Origin of the sequence: Halorhabdus salina (assembly GCF_013839425.1) — an archaeon.
GTDB classification, from domain to species: Archaea; Halobacteriota; Halobacteria; order Halobacteriales; family Haloarculaceae; genus Halorhabdus; species Halorhabdus salina.
In genome coordinates this window covers 124352-145160 of record NZ_JACDNP010000007.1, presented here as the reverse complement: position 1 = coordinate 145160, position 20809 = coordinate 124352, and the positions used below count along the sequence as shown (strand labels likewise).

General features: G+C 60.5%; 19 protein-coding genes and 2 pseudogenes. 8 read left to right on the top strand and 13 right to left on the bottom strand.

Translation table 11 applies throughout. From position 1 onward, the window contains the following. Positions 1–241: 241 nt before the first annotated feature. The 3 genes from HZR20_RS10720 to HZR20_RS10710 are packed head-to-tail and all read left to right on the top strand — an operon-like array spanning position 242 to position 2438. Positions 242–1312, top strand: a complete 1071-nt coding sequence (locus tag HZR20_RS10720) for a glucose-1-phosphate thymidylyltransferase (protein ID WP_181686648.1) — start codon at positions 242–244, stop codon at positions 1310–1312. Position 1313: 1 nt separating this feature from the next. Continuing rightward, positions 1314–1496 carry a hypothetical protein gene (locus HZR20_RS10715; protein ID WP_181686646.1) on the top strand — a complete coding sequence of 61 codons (183 nt, stop codon included), beginning with the start codon at positions 1314–1316 and terminating at the stop codon, positions 1494–1496. 12 nt (positions 1497–1508) lie between these two features. Beyond that, on the top strand, positions 1509–2438 hold the full coding sequence (locus HZR20_RS10710) for an NAD-dependent epimerase/dehydratase family protein (RefSeq protein ID WP_181686644.1): 930 nt from the start codon (positions 1509–1511) through the stop codon (positions 2436–2438). A 179-nt stretch (positions 2439–2617) separates the two neighbouring features. On the opposite strand, the gene HZR20_RS10705 is transcribed toward HZR20_RS10710, so the two are convergent. The 7 genes and pseudogenes from HZR20_RS10705 to HZR20_RS10680 form a co-directional block, all read right to left on the bottom strand. Continuing rightward, on the bottom strand, positions 2618–3640 hold the full coding sequence (locus HZR20_RS10705) for a glycosyltransferase family 4 protein (RefSeq protein WP_181686643.1): 1023 nt from the start codon (positions 3638–3640) through the stop codon (positions 2618–2620). Continuing rightward, positions 3637–4542 (bottom strand): hypothetical protein, encoded by a 906-nt coding sequence (locus HZR20_RS10700; RefSeq protein WP_181686641.1) that lies wholly within the window; start codon positions 4540–4542, stop codon positions 3637–3639. The genes HZR20_RS10705 and HZR20_RS10700 overlap by 4 nt, the downstream gene beginning before the upstream one ends. Continuing rightward, on the bottom strand, positions 4539–4685 hold the full coding sequence (locus HZR20_RS14595) for a hypothetical protein (protein WP_258560424.1): 147 nt from the start codon (positions 4683–4685) through the stop codon (positions 4539–4541). Before HZR20_RS14595 ends, HZR20_RS10700 begins: the two co-directional genes overlap by 4 nt. 96 nt (positions 4686–4781) lie before the next feature. Continuing rightward, positions 4782–5327 (bottom strand): annotated as a pseudogene (locus tag HZR20_RS14815) (alkaline phosphatase family protein); the annotation flags it as partial. A gap of 136 nt (positions 5328–5463) precedes the next feature. After that, positions 5464–6024, bottom strand: coding sequence for a glycosyltransferase family 2 protein (locus HZR20_RS10690; protein WP_181686631.1), 561 nt, complete (start codon positions 6022–6024; stop codon positions 5464–5466). Between the two features lie 58 nt (positions 6025–6082). Further along, positions 6083–7123, bottom strand: coding sequence for a glycosyltransferase family 4 protein (locus HZR20_RS10685; RefSeq protein ID WP_181686630.1), 1041 nt, complete (start codon positions 7121–7123; stop codon positions 6083–6085). Then, complete coding sequence (locus HZR20_RS10680; RefSeq protein ID WP_181686628.1) at positions 7120–8268, bottom strand: glycosyltransferase; 1149 nt, start codon at positions 8266–8268, stop codon at positions 7120–7122. Before HZR20_RS10680 ends, HZR20_RS10685 begins: the two co-directional genes overlap by 4 nt. Before the next feature lie 454 nt (positions 8269–8722). On the opposite strand from HZR20_RS10680, the gene aglJ reads away from it, so the two are divergent. Further along, positions 8723–9787 (top strand): S-layer glycoprotein N-glycosyltransferase AglJ, encoded by a 1065-nt coding sequence (gene aglJ / locus HZR20_RS10675; protein WP_181686626.1) that lies wholly within the window; start codon positions 8723–8725, stop codon positions 9785–9787. A 21-nt stretch (positions 9788–9808) separates the two neighbouring features. Here the strand turns inward: aglJ and HZR20_RS10670 are convergent, their stop codons facing one another. Next, positions 9809–10132 (bottom strand): DUF5789 family protein, encoded by a 324-nt coding sequence (locus HZR20_RS10670; protein ID WP_181686624.1) that lies wholly within the window; start codon positions 10130–10132, stop codon positions 9809–9811. 90 nt (positions 10133–10222) lie between these two features. After that, positions 10223–11263, bottom strand: coding sequence for an AmmeMemoRadiSam system radical SAM enzyme (gene amrS / locus HZR20_RS10665; RefSeq protein ID WP_181686623.1), 1041 nt, complete (start codon positions 11261–11263; stop codon positions 10223–10225). Positions 11264–11477: 214 nt separating this feature from the next. Here amrS and HZR20_RS14810 point away from each other — a divergent pair. Together HZR20_RS14810 and HZR20_RS10655 are read left to right on the top strand one after the other, a co-directional pair. Further along, a pseudogene (locus HZR20_RS14810) lies at positions 11478–12360 on the top strand (EamA family transporter). 69 nt (positions 12361–12429) lie between these two features. After that, a complete protein-coding gene (locus HZR20_RS10655; RefSeq protein ID WP_181686621.1) occupies positions 12430–13467 on the top strand; it encodes an AIR synthase family protein in 1038 nt (345 codons plus the stop codon). A gap of 27 nt (positions 13468–13494) precedes the next feature. Here HZR20_RS10655 and HZR20_RS10650 read toward each other — a convergent pair whose 3' ends face one another. From HZR20_RS10650 to HZR20_RS10640, 3 genes are all read right to left on the bottom strand, one after another. Continuing rightward, complete coding sequence (locus HZR20_RS10650; RefSeq protein ID WP_181686619.1) at positions 13495–13815, bottom strand: cupin domain-containing protein; 321 nt, start codon at positions 13813–13815, stop codon at positions 13495–13497. 75 nt (positions 13816–13890) lie between these two features. Continuing rightward, positions 13891–14283 carry a PIN domain-containing protein gene (locus HZR20_RS10645; RefSeq protein ID WP_181686616.1) on the bottom strand — a complete coding sequence of 131 codons (393 nt, stop codon included), beginning with the start codon at positions 14281–14283 and terminating at the stop codon, positions 13891–13893. Continuing rightward, positions 14280–14489 carry an antitoxin VapB family protein gene (locus HZR20_RS10640; RefSeq protein ID WP_181686608.1) on the bottom strand — a complete coding sequence of 70 codons (210 nt, stop codon included), beginning with the start codon at positions 14487–14489 and terminating at the stop codon, positions 14280–14282. Before HZR20_RS10640 ends, HZR20_RS10645 begins: the two co-directional genes overlap by 4 nt. A gap of 92 nt (positions 14490–14581) precedes the next feature. On the opposite strand from HZR20_RS10640, the gene thiD reads away from it, so the two are divergent. After that, complete coding sequence (gene thiD, locus HZR20_RS10635) at positions 14582–15916, top strand: bifunctional hydroxymethylpyrimidine kinase/phosphomethylpyrimidine kinase (RefSeq protein ID WP_181686606.1); 1335 nt, start codon at positions 14582–14584, stop codon at positions 15914–15916. Here thiD and HZR20_RS10630 read toward each other — a convergent pair. Next, a complete protein-coding gene (locus HZR20_RS10630) occupies positions 15913–18033 on the bottom strand; it encodes a CARDB domain-containing protein (RefSeq protein WP_181686605.1) in 2121 nt (706 codons plus the stop codon). The two genes, thiD and HZR20_RS10630, sit on opposite strands and share 4 nt — an antisense overlap. Positions 18034–18145: 112 nt before the next feature. Between HZR20_RS10630 and mutS the strand changes: the two genes are divergently transcribed. Then, positions 18146–20791, top strand: coding sequence for a DNA mismatch repair protein MutS (mutS, locus tag HZR20_RS10625; protein ID WP_181686603.1), 2646 nt, complete (start codon positions 18146–18148; stop codon positions 20789–20791). Positions 20792–20809: the final 18 nt, after the last annotated feature.

Below are 20809 nucleotides of genomic sequence, written 5' to 3'. Positions count from 1 at the left end.
CAAACGCCATGCGAATATTATGTGGCTTCACTACAAAACTTTCATGCCGGGATATTTAGTTATGCTAGTTACTGATTCCATGGCCAAAACTTGTGTACTTAGTACATGGTAATCTAAGCCTGTATCTTTCTATAATCGTGCGAAATATGGCTATAGTGTGGGAACTATTCTATGACACTCTTTCATTTGTCCCTGTCCGTGAGCAGAACATTGAGGTAAACTGAACGAGAACACTTAGTCTGTGAAAGGAGTTATTCTCGCTGGCGGAACCGGTTCTCGGCTTCGGCCAATTACAAACACAGGGCCAAAACAACTGGTTCCTATTGCCAACAAGCCGGTGATTGAGTACGCTCTTGAGGACCTTTGTGCCGCCGGGATTACGGACATCGGAATCGTCCTTGGCAACAAGGGACGAACTGCAATCCAAGAGCACTTCGGCGACGGGAACGACTTCGGTGTAGACATAACCTACATCGTACAGGGTGAACCGCTTGGTCTCGCGCACGCCGTCGGCTGTACCCGCGACTTCGTCGGCGATGACCCGTTTGTTGTGTACCTAGGTGATGACCTAATGAAGGAAGGAATCACTGACCTAGTGTCCGACTTCGATCCAGAAACCCACGCCGCAGGTATCGGCCTGCAGGAGGTTGACGAGCCATCCCGGTACGGTATCGTCGATGTCACGGATGGTGAGGTGGTGGACCTCGTTGAGAAGCCGGATGATCCGCCGTCAAGTTTCGCTCTCATCGGAGTCTACGTGTTTACCCCCGAGATTTTCCCGCAGATCGAGTCTCTTGAGCAATCGTGGCGCGGTGAGCTAGAGATCACAGATGCAATCCGAGGCCTCATCGATGACGGTCACAGCGTTCAGTCTCACGTCGTCCATGGTTGGTGGAAGGACGCTGGCAAGCCTGAGGATATCCTCCACGCGAATCGGCTGGTTCTTGACGACATTGATCACGATGTTCGCGGGAACGTCACGGATGAGGATTCCCTGGCGGGCCGCGTGGTCCTTGGGGAAGGGAGCGTCATCGAAGCGGGTGCGGTGATCCGCGGTCCCGTATCCATCGGCGAGAACACCCGGATCGGCGGCGACGCGTACGTCGGCCCATACACAAGCATCGGCGATGACTCTATGATTGACAATGTCCACATTGAGGCCAGCGTTGTCATCGGAGAAAACAAAATCACGGCGGAACGCACGATCGTGGATAGCCTCCTTGGAGAACAGGCGATGATCACGACGAACGACGACCGCCGTCCGACGGGCGACCGAATCGTTGTCGGCCAGAACTCTACCCTCGAACTCTGACATGCGCATTATTACCCACACCTGTCCGGATTGTGGCACCATCCTCGCCGGTAACGTCCTCGAGGACCGCCGGCGAATGAAGTGTCCCCGCGAGGGATGCGAGACCGTTCTCAGGTTCGGCGACCTCGACTCCGAGAAGCAGGAGCACCTCGTCGAGAACCGGGAAAAATATAGGATAGGGTAGCCACTTAGTGATATGACTGTCCTTGTTACCGGCGGCCTTGGCTATCTCGGCTCACGGCTCCTCAACGAACTGCCTGACCACCCTGCGTTCGCAGGCGAGGAAATCCGGATCCTCGACAATCTCAGACAGCCCCGCTACCACACACTGTGGAACCTTCCCGTCTATTCGGAGTACAGTTTTGTCGAAGGCGACATCCGCGACGAAGAAGTCGTCGCAGCTGCCATGGAGGACGTCGACACGGTGTTTCACCTGGCTGCCATCACCAACGCACCCGAAACTTTCGATATCCCGGAGAAGACATGGGACGTGAACTATGGGGGTGCACTTACAGTTTTCGAAGCTGCACGGGACGCTGGCGTCAAGGAATTCGTCAATGCGGTCACCTGCTCAGTGTATGGAACGACCGAAGAAGAAATCAGGGAAGACTTCAACTGTGACCCTGAGTCTCCCTATGCTGAGGCGAAACTAGAAGCTGAACAGGAAATGTTCGACCGCCATAATGGCGAAATGGGGCTTACAGGCCTACGCCTGGGTACTGTCTACGGTTGGTCGACTGGTATGCGGTTCGACACTGTCGTCGACAAGTTCGCCTATCTTGCAGCGACCGGACAGCCACTGACGGTGTACGAGGGTGCCGAACAACAGCAGCGACCGTACCTCCACGTGGGGGATGCCACTCGGTCAATGCTGTTCGCGGCCACCGAACTCGGCGACGGAGAAGCCTACAATGTCGTCGGGCAGAACGAGGAACTTCAGACGGTCGTGGACGCCATTGAGCGCCACTTTCCCGAAACCGAAATTGGGTACACCGAAGCCGAACAGCTGAATCAACTATCCTACATCGTGAGCGACGAGAAGATCCGGTCGGAGGGGTTCCAAACGATCTACACCATTGATCAAGGCGTCGAAGAACTCGCGGACAAGTTCCGGGCGCTACTCTGAAAAATGTGCCCCCCCGACATACTGGCGATCAATGTCCTCCATTACAGGAGTGTTCGGTAGATATCAACGTATTGTTCCGCTATCGCCGTCAACGTATTCCGTTATCTCTGGCAGTCTACCGAAGAGCGAATACACAATCTATGCGGCCAGTTCAGTACAGGATTGGACCTTAGTAAGTCTCATCGTTCCGGATAGTGTGTAATATATTTCTTGGCCACCCAGCGCCAAGTCATACCAGCCGCGAGATCACGCGCGGCACGTTTGTACTTGGGAAGGGATTCGTGGTCAGCGAGGCGAGTAGCAACACGCCCGGCTTCGGCCTGCGTTGCCACCGTCCGAACGCCGTCGCACGCTGCCACGTGGTCGTACGTGGCGATTCCACAGGTATCGGTAATGACGAGTGTCGAACTCCGAGCGAGCGCTTCCAGAGCCGTAACGGAGAAGAACTCATGAGTAGACCCCACAACAGTCACGTCCGCGCGCTGGTAGAGGTCCAGCAGTTCGACCCGCGAAACGTAGCCATGATAAGTGACATCGTGGTTAAGAACTTTCTCAGCGTATGGTTCATCCTTGACAGAGCCAGCTAGATGAACGTCACACACATTCGTATCAAGGGTCTTGAGGACGCCTAACTGGCCCTTTTTCTCTGATATCCGCCCTGGAAGGAAGACCGTGGGATTGTCTGTCGGGACATCATCAGCTAGTATCTCCTCGTCAATACCAAGGGGTATCGTCTCCGGGTCAACTCGCCACCATCGCTGGAGTACATTGGCGACTTCGGGACTTGTGGCAACGACAGTGTCACTTGACCGGGCGCTTTTCCGGGAATAGTAGCTCATAATGCTGTCGCCAAGCATTTCCCGTATGGAGTAAGTACCGAGCGGCGCCCGCAGAAAGGTCAGGGTCCCGTGGACCGTCCGCACGTCACAACTGGTCGCTGTCCCCTTTAAGCAGTGCGTGACGTCGACATTAAGCTCTGAGAGGACGCGCTCGCCCTCTGCGTGCAGGTCGAGATACCCGCGGACGCTTCCAGGGCGTTCACCAACGTGGTGAACTGGCGCTTCTGGATGACTGTGCATGTTTCCATAGGAGACTATTACGGGTTCGTGTCCTAGCTTTGCCAGTCCGGTCGCGAGTCCGCTCGTGACTCGTGAGGGACCTGTTTCCTCCTCGTTGAGGGGACCGTACAAGCCTATTTTCATCGATATCCAAGGTCTCGAAGGAGTTCCTCACGGTCCTGAGCAGCGTCAGTCTCACTCCAATCCTCTGGTTCATATGTGCCTGTATCTGTGGCTTGCGTCTTGCACCAAGGGACGCGTTTCAACGCTTTGATCGGAACCTTGTCGGGATGACCATACAGACCCCACTCACCGAGGAGATTGCCGTGGTCAGCAGTAATGAGGACCTCGCCATCGATGTTATCGAGCAGGGTGTTGACGCTGTCCAGTACGTATTCTAGGTTAGCGCGATAGTTGCGCCATACCTCGTCACGGTCAACTTCGCTGGCGTGAAGCTTGTCCCACACGTCGTCCCAGGGATTCTGTCCGAAATCGTGGAGCGGTAGCCCGTCATCCATCGGATTCGGGACGAACGGATAGTGGGGTTGCATGTAGTGGAGAATGAGTTTGTCAGGGTTGTGCTTCCGGTATGCAGTAATGCCACGATCTGTTACTGCGTCCGCCGGAATTGTCCGTATTGCCTCGTCTACCGCGTAATCCCACACCTCATCCAATACGAGGAAGTCCTCATCATCAAGCAGCATTTTGGAGAACGGATTTGCTGTCACGTACGCGACTTCGGAGGTGTCGACACCGTCGAACGTCTTTGGAATCCACTCACCCGAACTGCTCGCGACGGAGTACTTCGCATTGTCGTCTACGAAGTCGTAGTCCGCTTCCACCTCATTCATCAGATCCCAACGGCAGGCGTCAAGCACAATGCAGATATCCCAGTCCTCCTCCCATATTGGGGTGCCGTAGTTGTAGCGCTTCCCGACGTTGCGCCACATCCCGACATAGAACTCGTAGACCGAGCGTTTCACGCCGGACCAGCCGCTGGTTCGGACGCGCTCTCGCGACTCATCGATCCAGTCTGTGAACGTCATATGTAACCAAGTTCCTCCAGTTGCTCTGTCGGTACATCCATCTGCTCGCGAGAGAACTCGCCATCCTCAACCGCGGCCTCGATCCAGCTGCGCGCGTCCCGTACGTCGTCGAACAGGTCCGTGTCCATCGTCGTCGCTGCCATCGCACGTTCGGAATGGCGACCGGGCTCAACTGAACTCGAGTCCCATGCAGTATGAATACCGTGGTCACTGAGTATGAGAAGTTCGTCTTCCTCACTAAGACTGTCCCGCAGGTCGGCAACCCAATCGTTCACGCGGCGGTATGTGTGTCGGTAGCGTTCTTTGTCGTGGCGATAGATGTGTCCGCACATATCCAGGGTATGAACGTGACATCCTCCGAGAGAGAGGTCGTGATTGAGCATTTCACGAGTCCAGCCGAATTGTTCGGCCCCAATACCGAAGATTTCACGCTCGAACCCTTCGACAGTCTGCTCGCCCTCGTCGGGATTAGCTGTGTCCCAGACACGTTTGAGTTCCGCAGAATTGTGAACACCAGGCCAGTTGTGCACCACCCGACCGTTCCCTTGGAACACGTGACCGGCATCAGTTTCGGGGATGCTGTATTCAGCACCTGTGATGGATTCGGCAATGTTACCAAGTTTATCGCGAGTGTTCCCCCCTAGTTTCGACGTGAATTTCGAGAGAAAGTTGACGGCAGGATTCGACCACTCACTCGTTCCATCTCCAGTAAGACCGTGTTCCTCCGGGCCTAGTCCAGTAGCGACCGTTGGCCAGACCTCCAGCGTGTACGGCTGGTCTTTCATATATGAGAACGTATCGATCGGTCGAGACTGGTTCAATTCAAGTGCGGGCACGTCGAATTGCCGGACATGCTCGTGGTCGAGAGCGTCAAGAGCGAGTACGACCAACATTATTATGTCTGACTCGAACGTACAGGGGTTAATCGCTTCCGGTCAAGACTGGTGTGACCATCCCCTTAAACAGGCGCCACGCGTAGGTTGGATGTTTTGTGGCGAGGTAAAGCCCACGCCAGGCGTGATCGACGGCGTCCGTGCGCTCGATAGCTCCTGGAGGCCCCTCGTGTTCAATCTGTGACTGTGGGATTTGCTCAATTTCGTACCCGTGTTTGTGACAGCAGATGGCGAAGTCCGTGTCTCCCATGTGTGACCGTAACCGTTCGTCGAAGCCGCCAGCGGTACGCCACGTTTCCTTCGTGAAGCCCATCAGACGGCCGGCAACTAGGCCATAGTTCCAGTCCTCCATCCCCACCAGCTTTTCAGGTTCAATACGGTCAACCACATCCCAGAAGAAGCTTTCAGAGAAGCGGACATCGTCGTCGAGAAGGAGAACCTTCTCTGTATCCGCGGTCTCGACACCCCGGTTTCTTGCTTCGTTAAGCGTCCCCTCACGGACAACCACGACAGAGACCTCCTCAGGGAGAGACTCTTTAGTAAGAACCGTCTCGCTTATTGTCGGAATTACTACTGTTACCCCGGACATAATTGTTCAGTTAGGTTTTGTTTAGAGACAGGAGGAACATATATCCCCCGAGTTGTCCTTACTCCACCTCAAGAATCTCCACTAAGCGATCGACCACATTACCCCACGTTGACAGGCCTGTCTCGTCGGTGTTGCAATTTACGGTACGGATTGCATTTTGAATCGTACTCGCACTGGCATCTGCAACATCAACAACAGCTGGGATGCTAGTCCAGTCGGTTAGTGCTCCCGACTGACGGACGACACAACAAGTCCCAGATGCTAGCGCTTCTGCCACAGTCATCCCATATGCTTCGAACTCCGACATCGTCACGTACGCCTCGGCCCCAGTGTACAGTCCCGGTAGTCGTTTGTCGTCAACGTACCCGAGAAAGTCCACTCGATCAGCCACACTTTCGTCCAGAGCAATACGCTCTAGTTCCTCCCGGTACGGGCCACTGCCTGCGATGACCAGATCATACTCTGGCAGTTCCGACAGCGCGCGAATCACGTGTTGGACGCCCTTGTACTCCTCGAGCCGTCCGACACACAGCAGATACGGATGGTCTCGCTGCTCCGGATCGGCGTTGGCGAACCGCTCGACGTCCACGCCGTTCGGGATCACAGTCGCATCGACGCCGAAGTCCGACCACAACTGTCTCTGCTCCCACTCGCTCACTGCGATCACATCGTCAGCCTGCCGAAGGGCCCATCGACCGAACGGCCGGTAGCACGACAGTAGCACATCACGAAAGCCGCTCGCGCTCTGCCCGTGGTAGTGCGTCGTCACGACAAAGCGTTCGTCAGCAACCCCGAGTGCTACGAAAAACAGCGGAAACGCGTGGTAGTTGTGCGCGTGGATGACATCGGCCTCCGCTTGGCGGATTGCGTGTGTCATTTGCGGAGCAGCGTAGAATGCGCCACCTGGACTGAGCGAGCGGAACCGGCGAACACGAACACCATTCACGGTATGGTTCGAAGGGATGTCCGATCCAGCGTCTGCACTGAACACGGTCACTTCGTGGCCTCGGTCGACGAGCCGCGTCGCGAGTTCCTGAACGTGCGTTTCTACGCCGCCAGTCCGGGGTGGATAGCGGTGCGTAACAAACAGAACCTTCATTTGAATGCCTCTCGCAACTCCGAGTCGACGTCCCACGTTCCGTCACCCTTTCCGCGCAACAGCTCCACGCTCGCGCGCAGGAGCGACACTTGTGTGTCGAAGATCGAATACACGACCTGAAGCGGGCCCAGAATGTCTCGCTGTCCGAGCCAGATGAATCCACCGAGCGCGGCGAGAACACCCATTCCGGGCCACCCCACTAGTGAGACTGCCCCGGCAGTCACGGCAAGCATGTCAAGCGCCACTAGCCACGGTGAGACGATCATAAACCACCAGTTGAACGGCAGAACGACGCGGCCGTACGCCCCATACCGGAAGAGCGCGTCTCGGTGCTGAACGAGCAACCGAATCAACCCCATCCCCCGACGATCCTTCTGCTTCCGTCGTTTCACGAACTCGGAGTGTGACGCCTCCTTGTACCGAACAGCCGGATCGAAAATCACCCGTCCACCCTGCCGTCGAATCTTCAGTGCCAACTCCGTATCGTCGGCCAGCGAGTTCGGATCGATCGGCACGATGGCGTCGTTCTCGAACGCCGAAAACGGGCCGTGGAAGATCAGCGTCGAGTCGAGGTGCGATTCGATCGTCTGGATGTGCGCCTGCACGCCGCGATATCCGGCTTCGACCTCACTTCCGCCCAGCACCTCCACGTTTCGACCGGTCACTGCAGCCACGTCCGGGTCAGCCAGGTTCGCCGCCGCTTCGCGAAGCACGTCGGACGATAACTTGGAGTCACAGTCGGTCTTCACGACCATTTCGTTCTCGGCTGCGGCGTACGCGTCGTTGAGTGCTGGCGCTAATCCCCGCCGCTCGTCTTCACGCAGCAGGTTCAACGTCGGTCCGTCGTCGGCGTGTCGATCGAAATACGACTCGATCAGTTCGGGCGTCTCGTCGTCGCTGGAGTCGACCACGACGACCTCGATTTTCTCCATCGGGTACTCCAGCGCGAACAGATCGTCGAGTTTCGTTTCGACGATATCCGCTTCGTTATACGTCGGCAACACGATACTGACGGGCGGTTCAGACTCGCGTTTTGCGGCCGGCGAGCCTGACGGGCGAATCGCTGCGTACAGCCCCGTATAGACGAGATACGGAAATCCCGTTACGACGACTATCGCGATCGTAGCCGCCACCACGATATTCATACCGCAAAGTACGGAGGACGGATTAAAGCCTCTACGGCATTATGTCGATGTTGGCCAAAAACCGATATGTTGACCAGATAGAGCACACGGGCGGTGTTTAGATTAGAATTGGTCAAAGAGCGTGCTTCTGCTTTCAGACCAACCAAATTCTCAAAATGAAAAGATGCGCCACGCGTGGCGGTGCATCTACCACGGTTTGCGGAGGTTGGCGTCGCCGATCTCCCTTACCGGGAACCCCGCTGAAGGTGTGTCAAGCGCAGCGAGGCCACGTCTATTTGAACAGGGAGCAAAGCGACCCGTAAGAGCCGCGGGGCCGGAACTGGCGAGGGTTTCCTATGTCGCCCTTACTATCTGGAAATCTCAGCTGATACAAATCAGCACCAGTTCGAAGCGACTTCGGCGAGTCCAGATCGATCCCGCAGACTTTTCCACCCTGCCCGCACACACACAGCCAATGTCCGAGTACGACGATGTCTGCGTTCTTATCCCTACCTACAACGAGGAGGGTGCAATCGGAAAGGTAATCTCCTCGTTTCGAAAGGAAGGATTCGACAATATTTTGGTGATCGACGGTGGCTCACAAGACAACACGCCAGCTATCGCCGCTGACCACGGTGCAGAAATCGTTCAACAGTCAGGATCCGGCAAGGGCCAGGCAGTCCGAGAAGGCTTTGAACTAACCGACGCCCCGTACGTGCTCATGCTCGACGGCGACTGGACCTACCGGGCCGAAGACGCCGAGGCGATGCTCGAACCGATCTTCGAGGGTCGGGCTGACCACGTCATCGGCGATCGATTCGCGGACATGGAGTCCGGTGCCATGTCCCGTCTCAACAAGGCCGGGAACCGAATCATTAACACCGCATTCCACCGCATTCACGGCCGGGAGTACGGCGACATCCTGAGCGGCTACCGAGCACTGACCCGAAACGCCATCGATCGCGTCACGCTCACGGAGGAGGGTTTTGGCATCGAGACGGAACTGGCCGTCGAGTGTGTCAAGCACAACGTCCAGACGGAGGTGGTCCCGATCGTGTATCGGTCTCGCCCTGGTGAGGCAGAAACGAATCTGCGGCCTGTCCGTGACGGGGCGACCATCTTCCTGACGTTGTACCGGATGGCCAAGACCAACAACCCGCTGTTTTATTTCGGGAGCGTCGGCGTCACGAGTCTTCTCGCCGGCCTCGCACTGGGGGGGTACGTCGCAATCGAGTGGTTCACCCAAGGCATCTCTCATGAGGTGATGGCTTTTCTGAGTGGGATCGCACTCGTCTTCGGTGTCCAATTGTTGATGTTTGGCACCCTCTCGGATATGATCGTAAAACTCCACCGCGAGCAGATGCAACGGCTGGATCAGGCGCTACCGGAGGAACGCCAGCGATCCAGCGGTGGCCAGAAGGGCACGGACGGTGAGCGAACAGACCGTATGCCCCAGCACACCCAACAACCGACCACACAGACGGACGTCACTGATTCGACGGCCGCCGAGAACGTAGCGGAATCCCGGGACGAGACGTAACCAACGGAAGTGCCGGCGCAATCAAAACGGCACCAACGATCGCAGGTGGCCCAGGATACCGCTGGGATCACGTTCACGGAGCCGTTCGAAGACTGGATGGGCGGCATCGAGCAGCTCTTGTTCGCTTTCGAATTCCCCGCGATCGATTTCCTCGAGGACGTCTGCCAGTGTGACGACGCCCCCGGAGGCATTGTACGGTATCTCGAGGTGGCCATATTCCCGGTGAAGTTCGTCACTCGTGGCTGGAAACGAAGCGTCCTCGAGGCGAGCATCGAGTGCTGGAATCCCGAACTCGATGACGTCCGGTTCCGAGAGATCGTCGTCGGCAGGTGGACGGACTCCCATGAGAGAAAGGAGGGCACCCCTGCCTGTAAAAGCCTGCGGGCCCGGCTGCCCGTCGAGTCGCAATCGCCAGTCAGCCAATGGCCTGGTTCCTCAGACGACGACGTCGATCGGGCGCCCACACGCACACGCCCCGTCGAGGTCGACCGCAACGCTCGCCCGGAACCCGTGTCGCCGGATCCAGACCGCGCCACAGTCCGGACACCGGGTCGCGTTGTCCTCGTGACCAGACATGTTACCGACGTAGACAAATTCCAATCCCTCATCGCGTGCGATCGCTGCGGCCCGTTCGAGCGTTTCGACTGGCGTCGCCGGCCGGTCGCGCATCTCGTGATCCGGATGAAACCGAGTAAAATGGACGGGAACCGACGGATTAAGCTTGTCCCGGGCCCACTCGGCGAATTCCCGGATTTCCTCGGCGTCGTCGTTGAGGTCGGGGATCGTCAGGTAGGTGAGTTCGACGTGGATACCCGCCTCGTCGGCCAGTTTGGCCCCATCGAGCGTCGGCTGGAGTTTTGCCCCCATGTGCTTTACGTGCGGGCGATCCCGGAATCCTTTGACGTCGACGTTCGCGGCATCGAGATACGGACCGACTTCCTCGACGAACTCCTCGGTAAAGTAGCCGTTCGTGACGATTGCTGTATAGCGTCCCGCTTCTTTCGCCAGGCGCGCCCCGTCCCGGACGTACTCGGCGTAGATCGTCGGCTCGTTGTACGTCCAGGCCACCCCGGCACAGTCCTGTGTGGCCGCGCTCTCGACGGCTTCCTCGGGGCTCACGTCCCGAAGTTCGAGGTCCTCGGGGCCGGCAAAGGAGATGTGGTTGTTCTGGCAAAACTCACAGGCGAAGTTACAGGAGACGCCGCCGAAACTCAGGACGCGCGTCGTCGGGTGGAAGTGATAGAGTGGTTTCTTCTCGATCGGGTCAGCAGTGCCTGGCGGCCCCGTTGGGCGATCGAAGACCTGCCCGTAGGTCAGCAGGCGCAACTCGCCATCGACGTTCCGGCGGACGTCACAGATCCCGGCCTGGCCGGGCGAAAGCGTACACCGGTGGGCACAGGCGGTACACTGCAGCCCGTCGTCGGTTTCGACGACCAGGTCGGCGGCCACCCCCTCCCTGTCGGCGAACGATGACATGGAAAGACGTACGGGAGCGACGAGCAAAAGCCTGCCCCAGCGATTTGGGTCCACAGACGGCAGATCCCGGTCGGCGAGAACGCTGAGCGGTGGTATGTACGTCGAGACAGCATGTCACTGGGGGAGAGCCGGCCAGCGGGGTCAGTACAGATGACCAGCTGGGTGCCAGAGGGAAATCGCGACTCACTTGGGGTCGGCCTCCCAACGTTCTGTCGTGTCTTTCGAACTCGGACTTGGCTATGCCGTGCTGTCCGCGCTGCTGTTCGGTGGGTATCTCGTGCTCATCAAACAGCGGTTCACTGCGTATCCAGGGCCGGTGTATCTGGCAGGGGTGAACGGGTTCGCGTTCCTGGCCTATCTGCCGATCGCACTGCTGACACTTGACGGGCCTGTCGTCCCCACGGGAGTGACGCTGTCGGGAGTGGCGCTCATCGTTGGCGTGTCTGCGCTGACGGGGGTTGCTGTCCTGGCGATGTTCCGTGCGCTCGTCGAGGGCGCAGTCTCCTACGTCGCGCCGATCAGCAAGCTCGTGCCGCTGTTCGTCTTGCCACTGGAGGTCCTGTTGCTCGATGAGATCCTGTCACCAATACAGATCGCTGGCGTCCTCGTCGCCACGGCAGCGATCTACGTCGCCAATTACGAACCAGGGGAGTTGATCGAGCCGTTCCGCCGCGCACTCACGACGCGGGCCCCCCCAACTCGCCCTGGCCAGTGCGGCGATGTTCGGGGTCGTCGACGTCGGCAAGCGAGTGATGATGCAGGAACTGGCCATCCCGCCACAGCTGTACCTGCCAGTCATGTTCGCGATCACGACGACGATGGTGCTCCCCTTTGCACAGCGTCGACCGATCCCCGACACCCTCTGGGACGATGCCTGGCTATTTGCGATCGCTGGGTTGCTCGTTGCCGCCGGCAACCACATCGTCCTGCTTGCCTTCCAGATATTGCCGGCGAGTATCGCCTCGCCGGTCATCAACGCCCAGGCGGTCGTCGCCGTCGTCGCTGGCGGACTCATCCTCGGAGAATCGCACTTCCGGGTCCGCCTCGTCGCTGCGGGCCTCGCGATCGCTGGCATCGCACTAATAACCATCGGATGATAGCCCCCTCCGGATATCACCGAGCGATGACGCGCAACCTAAGTACCACCGACAATTACCACTCGGTATATGAGTGGCCCCGAACTCGGCAAGGCCGATCGCGAATTCTTCGACGAGTACATCTACCCCCGCCTGGGGGCTGACCGCGAGGACGTCCGCCTGCAGCCACAGCACGGCGTCGACTTCGGCGTCGCTGACGTCGGCGGGCAGGCACTGGCGATGGCGACCGATCCCGTGTTCATCGTCCCCGCGGCAGGCTTCGAGCGGGCGGCGTGGTTCGCCTTCCACATCCTCATGAGCGACGTCGCCGTCTCGGGGCTGGATCCGGCTTATCTCAGCGTCGATTTCAACCTGCCGCCGGAGATCACCGACGAGCAGTTCGAGACCGTCTGGGAGACCTTCGACGAAGAAGCAAAGGAGCTCGATGTCTCGATCGTCACCGGTCACACTGGCCGCTACGTCGGGACGAACTACCCCATGGTCGGCGGCGGGACGGCCCTTGCAACCGGCGACTTCGAGAATCTCGTGACGCCCGACGGTGCGCGCCCTGGCGATCGCGTCATCGTCACGAAAGGGCCGGCCATCGAGGCGACCGGTCTGCTCGCCGTCCACTTCGACTCGCTGATGGAGGGCGACGTGCCCGACGACGATATCCAGGCCGCGAAAGACCGCTTCTACGACATGAGTCCGATCAAGGAGGCGATGGTTGCCTCCTCGGCCGGGCCGGTCACGGCGATGCACGACGCCACTGAAGGCGGCGTCTACGGTGGCCTCTTCGAGATGGCTCGCTCGGCGGGCGTCGGCTTCGAGATCGAAAAAGACCGCATCCCGATCCAGCCCGGCGTCGAAGCAGCCTGCGAATTCTTCGATATCGACCCCTGGATTTCGATCAGCGAGGGGACGCTGCTGGCGACGGTCGACCCCAACGGCGTCGATGACGTGCTCTCCGCGCTGGAAGCCGAAGGAATTCCCGCTGCCGATGCCGGTCGCGTCACGGACGGCTCCGGTCTCTCGGTTGACGGCGAGAGCGTCGACCACCCCGGCAAGGACCCCTACTGGGCGGCCTTCGAGGAGTACATGGAGAAGCTGCAGGCCCAGAGCGAGTGACGGCAAGTCACGGCCGACCCAGTGCTCTTAGGGTGCGCCGACGAGCACGAACGTACTCTCAGTTTCGCCGTTCTGAATCTCACGAGTCGACTCGGGTGCGATCCGTACCGCGTCGCCCGCTTCCATCGAAACTGCCTCGTCCTCGACAGTCACTGTCGCTTCCCCCTCGACCAGCAGATACACTTCCTCGTGCTCTTCCTCGGCGTGGTCGTGAGCCTTCCCCGACCAGCCTGGCTCGCAGTCCAGTACCGTCACACCGACAGTGTCACAGTCCAGCGCATCGCGCAGGAAGTGCATCGACTCCGCGACCGGGTCGACGTCTTCGTAGTTGACTTTGGTGTATGACATACCAGTACAAGATTCGTAGACGACGGTGAAATATGCTGTGCCAGTACCTGTGCAAATTCGCGGATCCAGTGCCCCTCACACGAAGTCGACGTCAAGGATATCGGTGAGTCCCGCGACATCGAAGTCGGCGTCAGCGACTGCCAGACGTTCGCCAAGCCGATCTGCCATGCCTGCGATGAACGCGTCCCGCGGAGCGAGAACATCGCCACGCTCGTGCAGGGCTGCCTGAATCTCGCCGGCACTCCTGGCGGCGCCAGCCGGCGCTTCGACGACGTCTAGCCACGAGAGTGCACGGTCGACGGCCTCGAAATCAGCCGGCCCAGCCGTAAACACCTCGCCTTGATAGACTTCGAAGACGACCAGCTGGGGTGCGATAGCTCGCCGATCGTGCTGGCGCTCGACGTACGCCACTGTCTCAGATTCGCCATCGAGATAGTCGATCAGCACGCTGCTATCGTACAGCGTCATCGCCCGACATCCTCTTTCATTGCTCGGCGCTTCTCGCGAGCCACCCGCGCCGCGTCACTGCCGTCCCAGAGACCGGCACCGGAGTGAATCGCCTCCCGCCGATCCTCGATCAGCCGCGAGAGCAACTCGTCGAAGGACTCCTCCTCACCCTTCAATTTCGCGAGGGTCGCGTGCGTCTCTTCCTCGACCCGGATGCTCTTGCTCATGTTGGATTGTATACGCCGCCGTATACAAATTCGTTCCGCCAGCCCGAGCCCAGAGCATCATGGATTTGTATAACCCGCGAATAGAGTGGCGTATGACTCGCAAGGAAGCCGCGCACGAGCCTCCGACTGTCCTGACGATCGCCGGCAGCGACTCGGGCGGCGGCGCGGGGATCCAGGCCGACCTGAAAACCATCGAGGCGACGGGCGCGTTCGGGACGAGCGCGATCACGAGCGTCACGGCCCAAAATACGACAGGTGTGCAAGGAAGCCACCTGCTCCCGATCGACCAGATTCGGGCACAGATCGAAGCTGTCCTCGATGATTTCGACGTTCGGGCCGCCAAAACGGGGATGCTCGCAACGAGTGACGTCATCGAGACCGTCAAGGAGTACGCTGCTGACCTTCCTGCGCTCGTCGTCGATCCTGTGATGGTCGCGGCGTCGGGCGATCGCTTGCTCGAACCGGACGCCGAGGCTGCCTACGAGCAACTGATCGCCCAAGCGACGCTGGTGACGCCCAACGCCGACGAAGCAGCGGTGCTGACGGGAATCGAACCCGACGACGAAGCGTCGGCCGTCGAGGCTGGCGAGCGCATCGTCGAGATGGGTGCCGACGCGGCGCTCGTCAAAGGCGGCCACATTCCCGGTGAGGACGTGCTCGACATTCTCGTCACGGCAGAAGAGACGGACAATCCTGCCGTTCGAACCTACCGCCACGAACGGATCGACACCGAGGCGACCCACGGCTCGGGCTGTACGCTCTCCAGTGCGATCGCGGCCCACCTCGCCCAGGGGGCAGACCTCCAGGCGAGTGTCGGACGGGCGATCGACCTGCTGGCGAGAGCGGTCCGGTACAACCTTGACGTCGGAGAGGGGCCAGGCGCAGTTCACCACCTTGTCGAAGCTCGCGAGCGGGCTGGCCGGACTGAGACGGCCGAGACAGTCCACGCGCTGGTCGTGGCATTCAGTGAACAGGACGTCGCACCGCTCGTCCCCGAAGTCGGAACCAACGTCGTCGGTGCGACCCCGTTTGCGGAGCGGCCTGGTGAGGTCGCCGCCGTCGACGGCCGTCTCAGGCGAACGATGGATGGTGTCGCCACGGCAAAGGGCGTCCGATTTGGCGCCTCAAGTCACGTCGCGCGGTACCTCCTTGCTGCTCGTGAAGCCGACGCAAGCGTCCGGTTTGCGGTCAACTGGCGCTACGACGAGACGATTGGGACGGCACTCGAAGATTTCGACGGCGACGTTGTCACCCTCGAATCGACGCCGACCCTGGAATCAGGTGCTGGTGGGGCCTTGGCCGGCGTCACCGATCCCGGGGCGCTCGTCGACCACGGTGGTGACGGTCGCGCCCCCGTGACAGTGCTATTCGGTCGGACGCCAGAAGAACTCGAAACCAGAACGGAAGCCCTTCTCGATGCCGTCTAACGCCGTTTGAGTCCCCCGACTGCAAACAGGACGGCGACCAGCGCGAGAAGGACTGTGAATCCGGGCCCGGAGGCGGTCGTTGGTGAGGATTCGTCCCCGGGCGATGCAGTCCCCGAATCGAACAACGAGGTCGTCGTGGTTCCGCTGGCCCCGTCCGCGGTTGGTGTGGCAGTTTGCGTGGGCGTCGACGTTGGCGTTGAGGTTGGCGTGGGGGTCGGGGTGGCCTGCTCGCGAACAGTCACCGTCACCGTTTTTTCGCCCGCACCGAGCTCGTACACACCCGGCTGGGGCAAGCTGATCGTCGTCTCGACTGACTGGCTGCCACCGGGAGTGAGACGAACGAATTCCTCGCCAAGGACACTTCCGTTCCGCGTGGTCGATATCGGGCCCTCCGACGGAATCGAGTCGTTGCCGCGAACAGTCGCCACTACCGAGACGTCCCCCGCCCCTTCGATAGTCGTCCGGTTGACGGTGAGCGAATCGATCGTCGGCGTCGCCGGCTCGCTGACTGTCACCGTCGTCGTGGCATCGCCAACGCCGAGGCGATACGATCCCGGCGCTTCGAACGTATACGGTACCGTGACGGTCGAAGAGTCGCCGGGAGCCAGCTCGCCATTCACCCCAGCGACGTCCTCGCCGTCGATCGTTACCGTGGTATCGTACGTGCCCGATGTGCCGCCCACGTTCGTGACGTTCACCGGAATGCGGAGGGACTCACCGACGACGAGTGTCGGAAGTGGCTCGACGGACACGTTCCGGAAGCGACTCTCGATTCGGTACGGGTCGCTGTCCGGCGGGAGTTGGTAGGTGAACTGTGCTGGAACAACACCGAACGCTGCATCGTGTTCGGTCTGCTCCCACATCGACGGCCGATCAGTCGTCGTCACGTATCGATCGGCCACCTCGGCGACTGATTGCGTGGACACTCCAGCAACGGTCTCGACGAACCGCTGGTGATCGAACCGGGAATCACGGGCATTTAGTGTCTTAAATACGGCATCGAATCTACTCGTCCGATCTGTTTCGAGTCTGATTTGGCGGTCGAGTTCGCCCGTCACGAGTCCGCCCTTGTCGTATTGGCCGCGATACGACCAGGTCGAGGGGTTGGCCAGCACGTCCTCGTCGTACCGGTCTGCCGTCCCACGATCGAGTGTCCGATGAAAGGCCTGGAAGTCGACGAGATCGCCTTCCAGGGCGAGTTTCGCAGCGTAATAGGTTGCACTCCCTTCGACGAGCCAGCGGGTCGATGTCGTCGTATTCAACCGCTGGCGGGAGTGGACGTACTCGTGAAGCCAGGTGTTGTCCGCCTCGTCGACCGATTGATCGGCCGCCACCCACATGTCGCTATCCGCGGTCTGAAGCCCTCTGACGGCCCAGTCGACGTCACTCGGCGCGACGATGGTGAAAACCTGCTCGTCCCGGTCGCCGACCCGCAGTCTGTCCGATGCCGTGGCGAACGTGGCAAGCACCTGGTCGGGATCTTCGACCATCGACGCTTCGCTCGGCACGGTCAACTTGAACGTCTGGCCATGGGCCGTCCGACTATATGTGCTGGAGGGTCCGAGGTAGGCCATCCGCTCGCCGGCGACGCCCTCGCCGGGGACAGTGAGACGCCGTTCGACGCTGACGTCCTCGCCACGCCATTGATACCCAACGCCGGGACCCGGTGGCGAGACGATCGCCCACGATCCGGTATCGGCATAGAGATACGTGCCAGAGCCAGGTTCGGGCCCCTCGCCCGTCGCGGTCCGATTTGCCGGCAGGTCGTAGGTAATCGTCGGTTCGGCAACGGCTTCGGTCCACTCGTAGCGGTCGCCCGAGGCCTGTTCGAACCCGTCAGTGTCCGTCACCGACACACTGTCAGGGACCCGCAATTCCAACCCCTCGACTCGATCGGGGATCGTCACGGCGACGGTTACGCCGATTTCGCCCGGCCGATCCGGTGTCAATCGAAGCCGTTGGGTGATCGTGATATTGGACGAATCCGTCGTCGCCAGGGCAGTCGCCGCGGGATGGGCTGCCTGCTGGGAATCGGAACCGGGGAAGGAGGCGACCGGCGCCACCGTCCCGAGAAGGACGACAACCAGCAACCCGAAAGCGATCCAACGACGTGTCATTGTCTGATCGAGGAGCCACGGCCATATGAGTTCGCTGGCCGATGTATCGACGGTCAGGCGTTGGCAGATCGCTCCCGTAGCCTTTTAGCGCGCCTCGGTCCCACGTAGTGGTATGACTGACGCCGAGGGGATCGTCGGGGAGTTTCTCTCCCTGAAAGCCGAGACTGATGCCGATCTGCTTGCGATGCAAGTCGGGGACTTCTACGAGTTTTTCGCCGACGACGCCGAGACGGTCGCGGAGGAACTGGATCTGAAAGTCTCGAAGAAGTCCAGTCACGGCTCCTCGTATCCGATGGCTGGCGTTCCCGTCGACGAGTTGACGCCGTATCTCAAAGGGCTCGTCGAGCGAGGCTATCGCGTCGCCGTCGCCGAGCAACACGAGACAGAAACTGGGCACGCACGAGCGATCGAACGCGTCGTCACGCCGGGAACCTTGCTTTCGGCGACCGACGCTCAGGCCCGGTATCTCGCGGCGATCGTCGAGGGTGACGGCGAGTGGGGCCTGGCCTTTGCCGACGTGACGACCGGCCAGTTCTTCGTCACAAGTGCGCCCGACCGGGACGCGATGTTCAGCGAACTCTATCGGTTCGATCCGATGGAAGTACTCCCGGGACCGACGGTCCGGACCGACGACGAGACGCTTGATCGGCTCCGCGAACGAACCGATTCCACCCTGTCGTTACACGCGACTGAGGCGTTCGCCCCGGGTCGGGCCCGCCACCGGCTGGGCGACCAGTTCGGTGCGGAGACGCTGGACAGCGTCAGCGTCGACACTGATCCAGTGATCGCAGCGGCCGGGGCCGTCCTCGCGTACGTCGAGGAGACCGGGCAAGGCGTCCTGGCCTCGATGACGCGCCTCCAGCGATACGGTGCCGGTGAACACGTGGAACTGGACGCCACGACCCAGCGGAATCTCGAACTGACCGAGACGATGCAGGGCGAGCAGTCGGGGTCGCTCCTCGATACGATCGATCACACAGTCACGAGTGCCGGGACACGGACGCTGCGGGCCTGGTTGCAACGCCCGCGCCGATCGGAAGCGAAACTCCGCCGCCGGCAGGACAGCGTGGCTGCACTGGCCGGGGCCCCAATGGCACGGGAGCGCTTGCGTGAGGAACTCGGGGACGCCTACGACCTCCAGCGCCTGGCCAGCAAGGCCGCCTCCGGCAGCGCCGATGCCCGAGATCTCAGGGCGGCCGCCGAGACACTCGCGCTTTCCGAATCCGTCCAGCGGATCGTCGCCGAAACGCCCGACTTGGCCGACTCGCCGCTTGCTGATCATCTCGATGGGGTTGATCAAGCGGCTGTACGCGAACTCCAGGCGGAGCTGGACGCGGCCATCGTCGAGGACCCGCCGGGGACGATCACCGAGGGGGGGATCATCCGAGAAGGATTCGACGACGAGCTGGACGAGATTATCGAGAACCACGAGGCTGCTCTGGAGTGGATCGAGACGCTTCCCGACCGCGAGAGCAGTGAACACAGCATCACGCACCTCTCAGTCGATCGCAACAAGACCGACGGCTACTACATCCAGGTCGGCAACAGCGAGACCGGGAAGGTTCCCGACCACTACGAGAGCGTCAAGTCGCTGAAAAACGCCACGCGCTACACTACTGACGAACTCGAAGAACGCGAGCGCGAGATTCTCCGACTAGAGGAACAGCGCCACGAGCTGGAGCGGGATCTGTTCGAGCAGTTGCGTGACCGCGTGGCGACACGGGCGGAACTCCTCCAGGATGTCGGTGCCGCGCTGGCCGAGGTCGACGTCCTCGGGGCCCTAGCGACTCACGCCGTCCGCAACGACTGGACGCGCCCGGAATTGGTCGACTCGCGCGCCCTGGACATCGAGGCGGGCCGTCACCCCGTGGTCGAACAGACGACGGAGTTCGTTCCCAACGACCTCTGGATGGACGACGATCGCCAGTTTCTGATCGTCACTGGGCCGAACATGAGCGGTAAATCGACGTACATGCGTCAGGCGGCGCTGATCGTCCTGCTGGCCCAGATCGGGTCGTTCGTCCCGGCCCGTTCGGCACAGATCGGCCTCGTCGACGGGATCTACACCCGCGTCGGCGCACTGGACGAACTCGCCCAGGGGCGTTCGACGTTCATGGTCGAGATGCAGGAACTCTCGAACATCCTCCACTCGGCGACCGACGAGTCACTGGTGATCTTAGACGAGGTGGGACGAGGCACGGCGACGTTCGACGGCATCTCGATCGCGTGGGCGGCCACCGAGTACCTCCACAACGAAGTGCGCGCCAAGACCCTCTTTGCGACACACTACCACGAGTTGACGAGCCTCGCCGAACACCTCCCCCGCGTCCAAAATGTCCACGTCGCCGCGGACGAGAGCGACGGCGACGTGACCTTCCTCCGGACGGTCCGGGACGGCCCAACAGACCGTTCGTATGGTATCCACGTCGCCGATCTGGCCGGCGTGCCCGGTCCCGTCGTCGATCGCTCCCGGGACGTGCTCGACCGCCTGCGCGAGGAGAAAGCGATCGAGGCCAAGGGCGGGTCCGGCGGCACGACCCAGGCCGTCTTCGATCTCTCCGCCGGGGAGTTTGGGGCCGGAACTGCGGCGAGTGCCGACGGCGGAAACCCCGACGAACGCGATCGGATCGCCGACCGCTTCGGACAACCGGCTGAAGACGTCCTCGAAGAGTTGACAGAGCTGGACGTCAACGAGACGCCACCCGTGGAACTCCTCACACAGATCCAGGCGTGGCAGGACGAACTGGAGCGGAATTGAGGACCCACGGCGATCGTT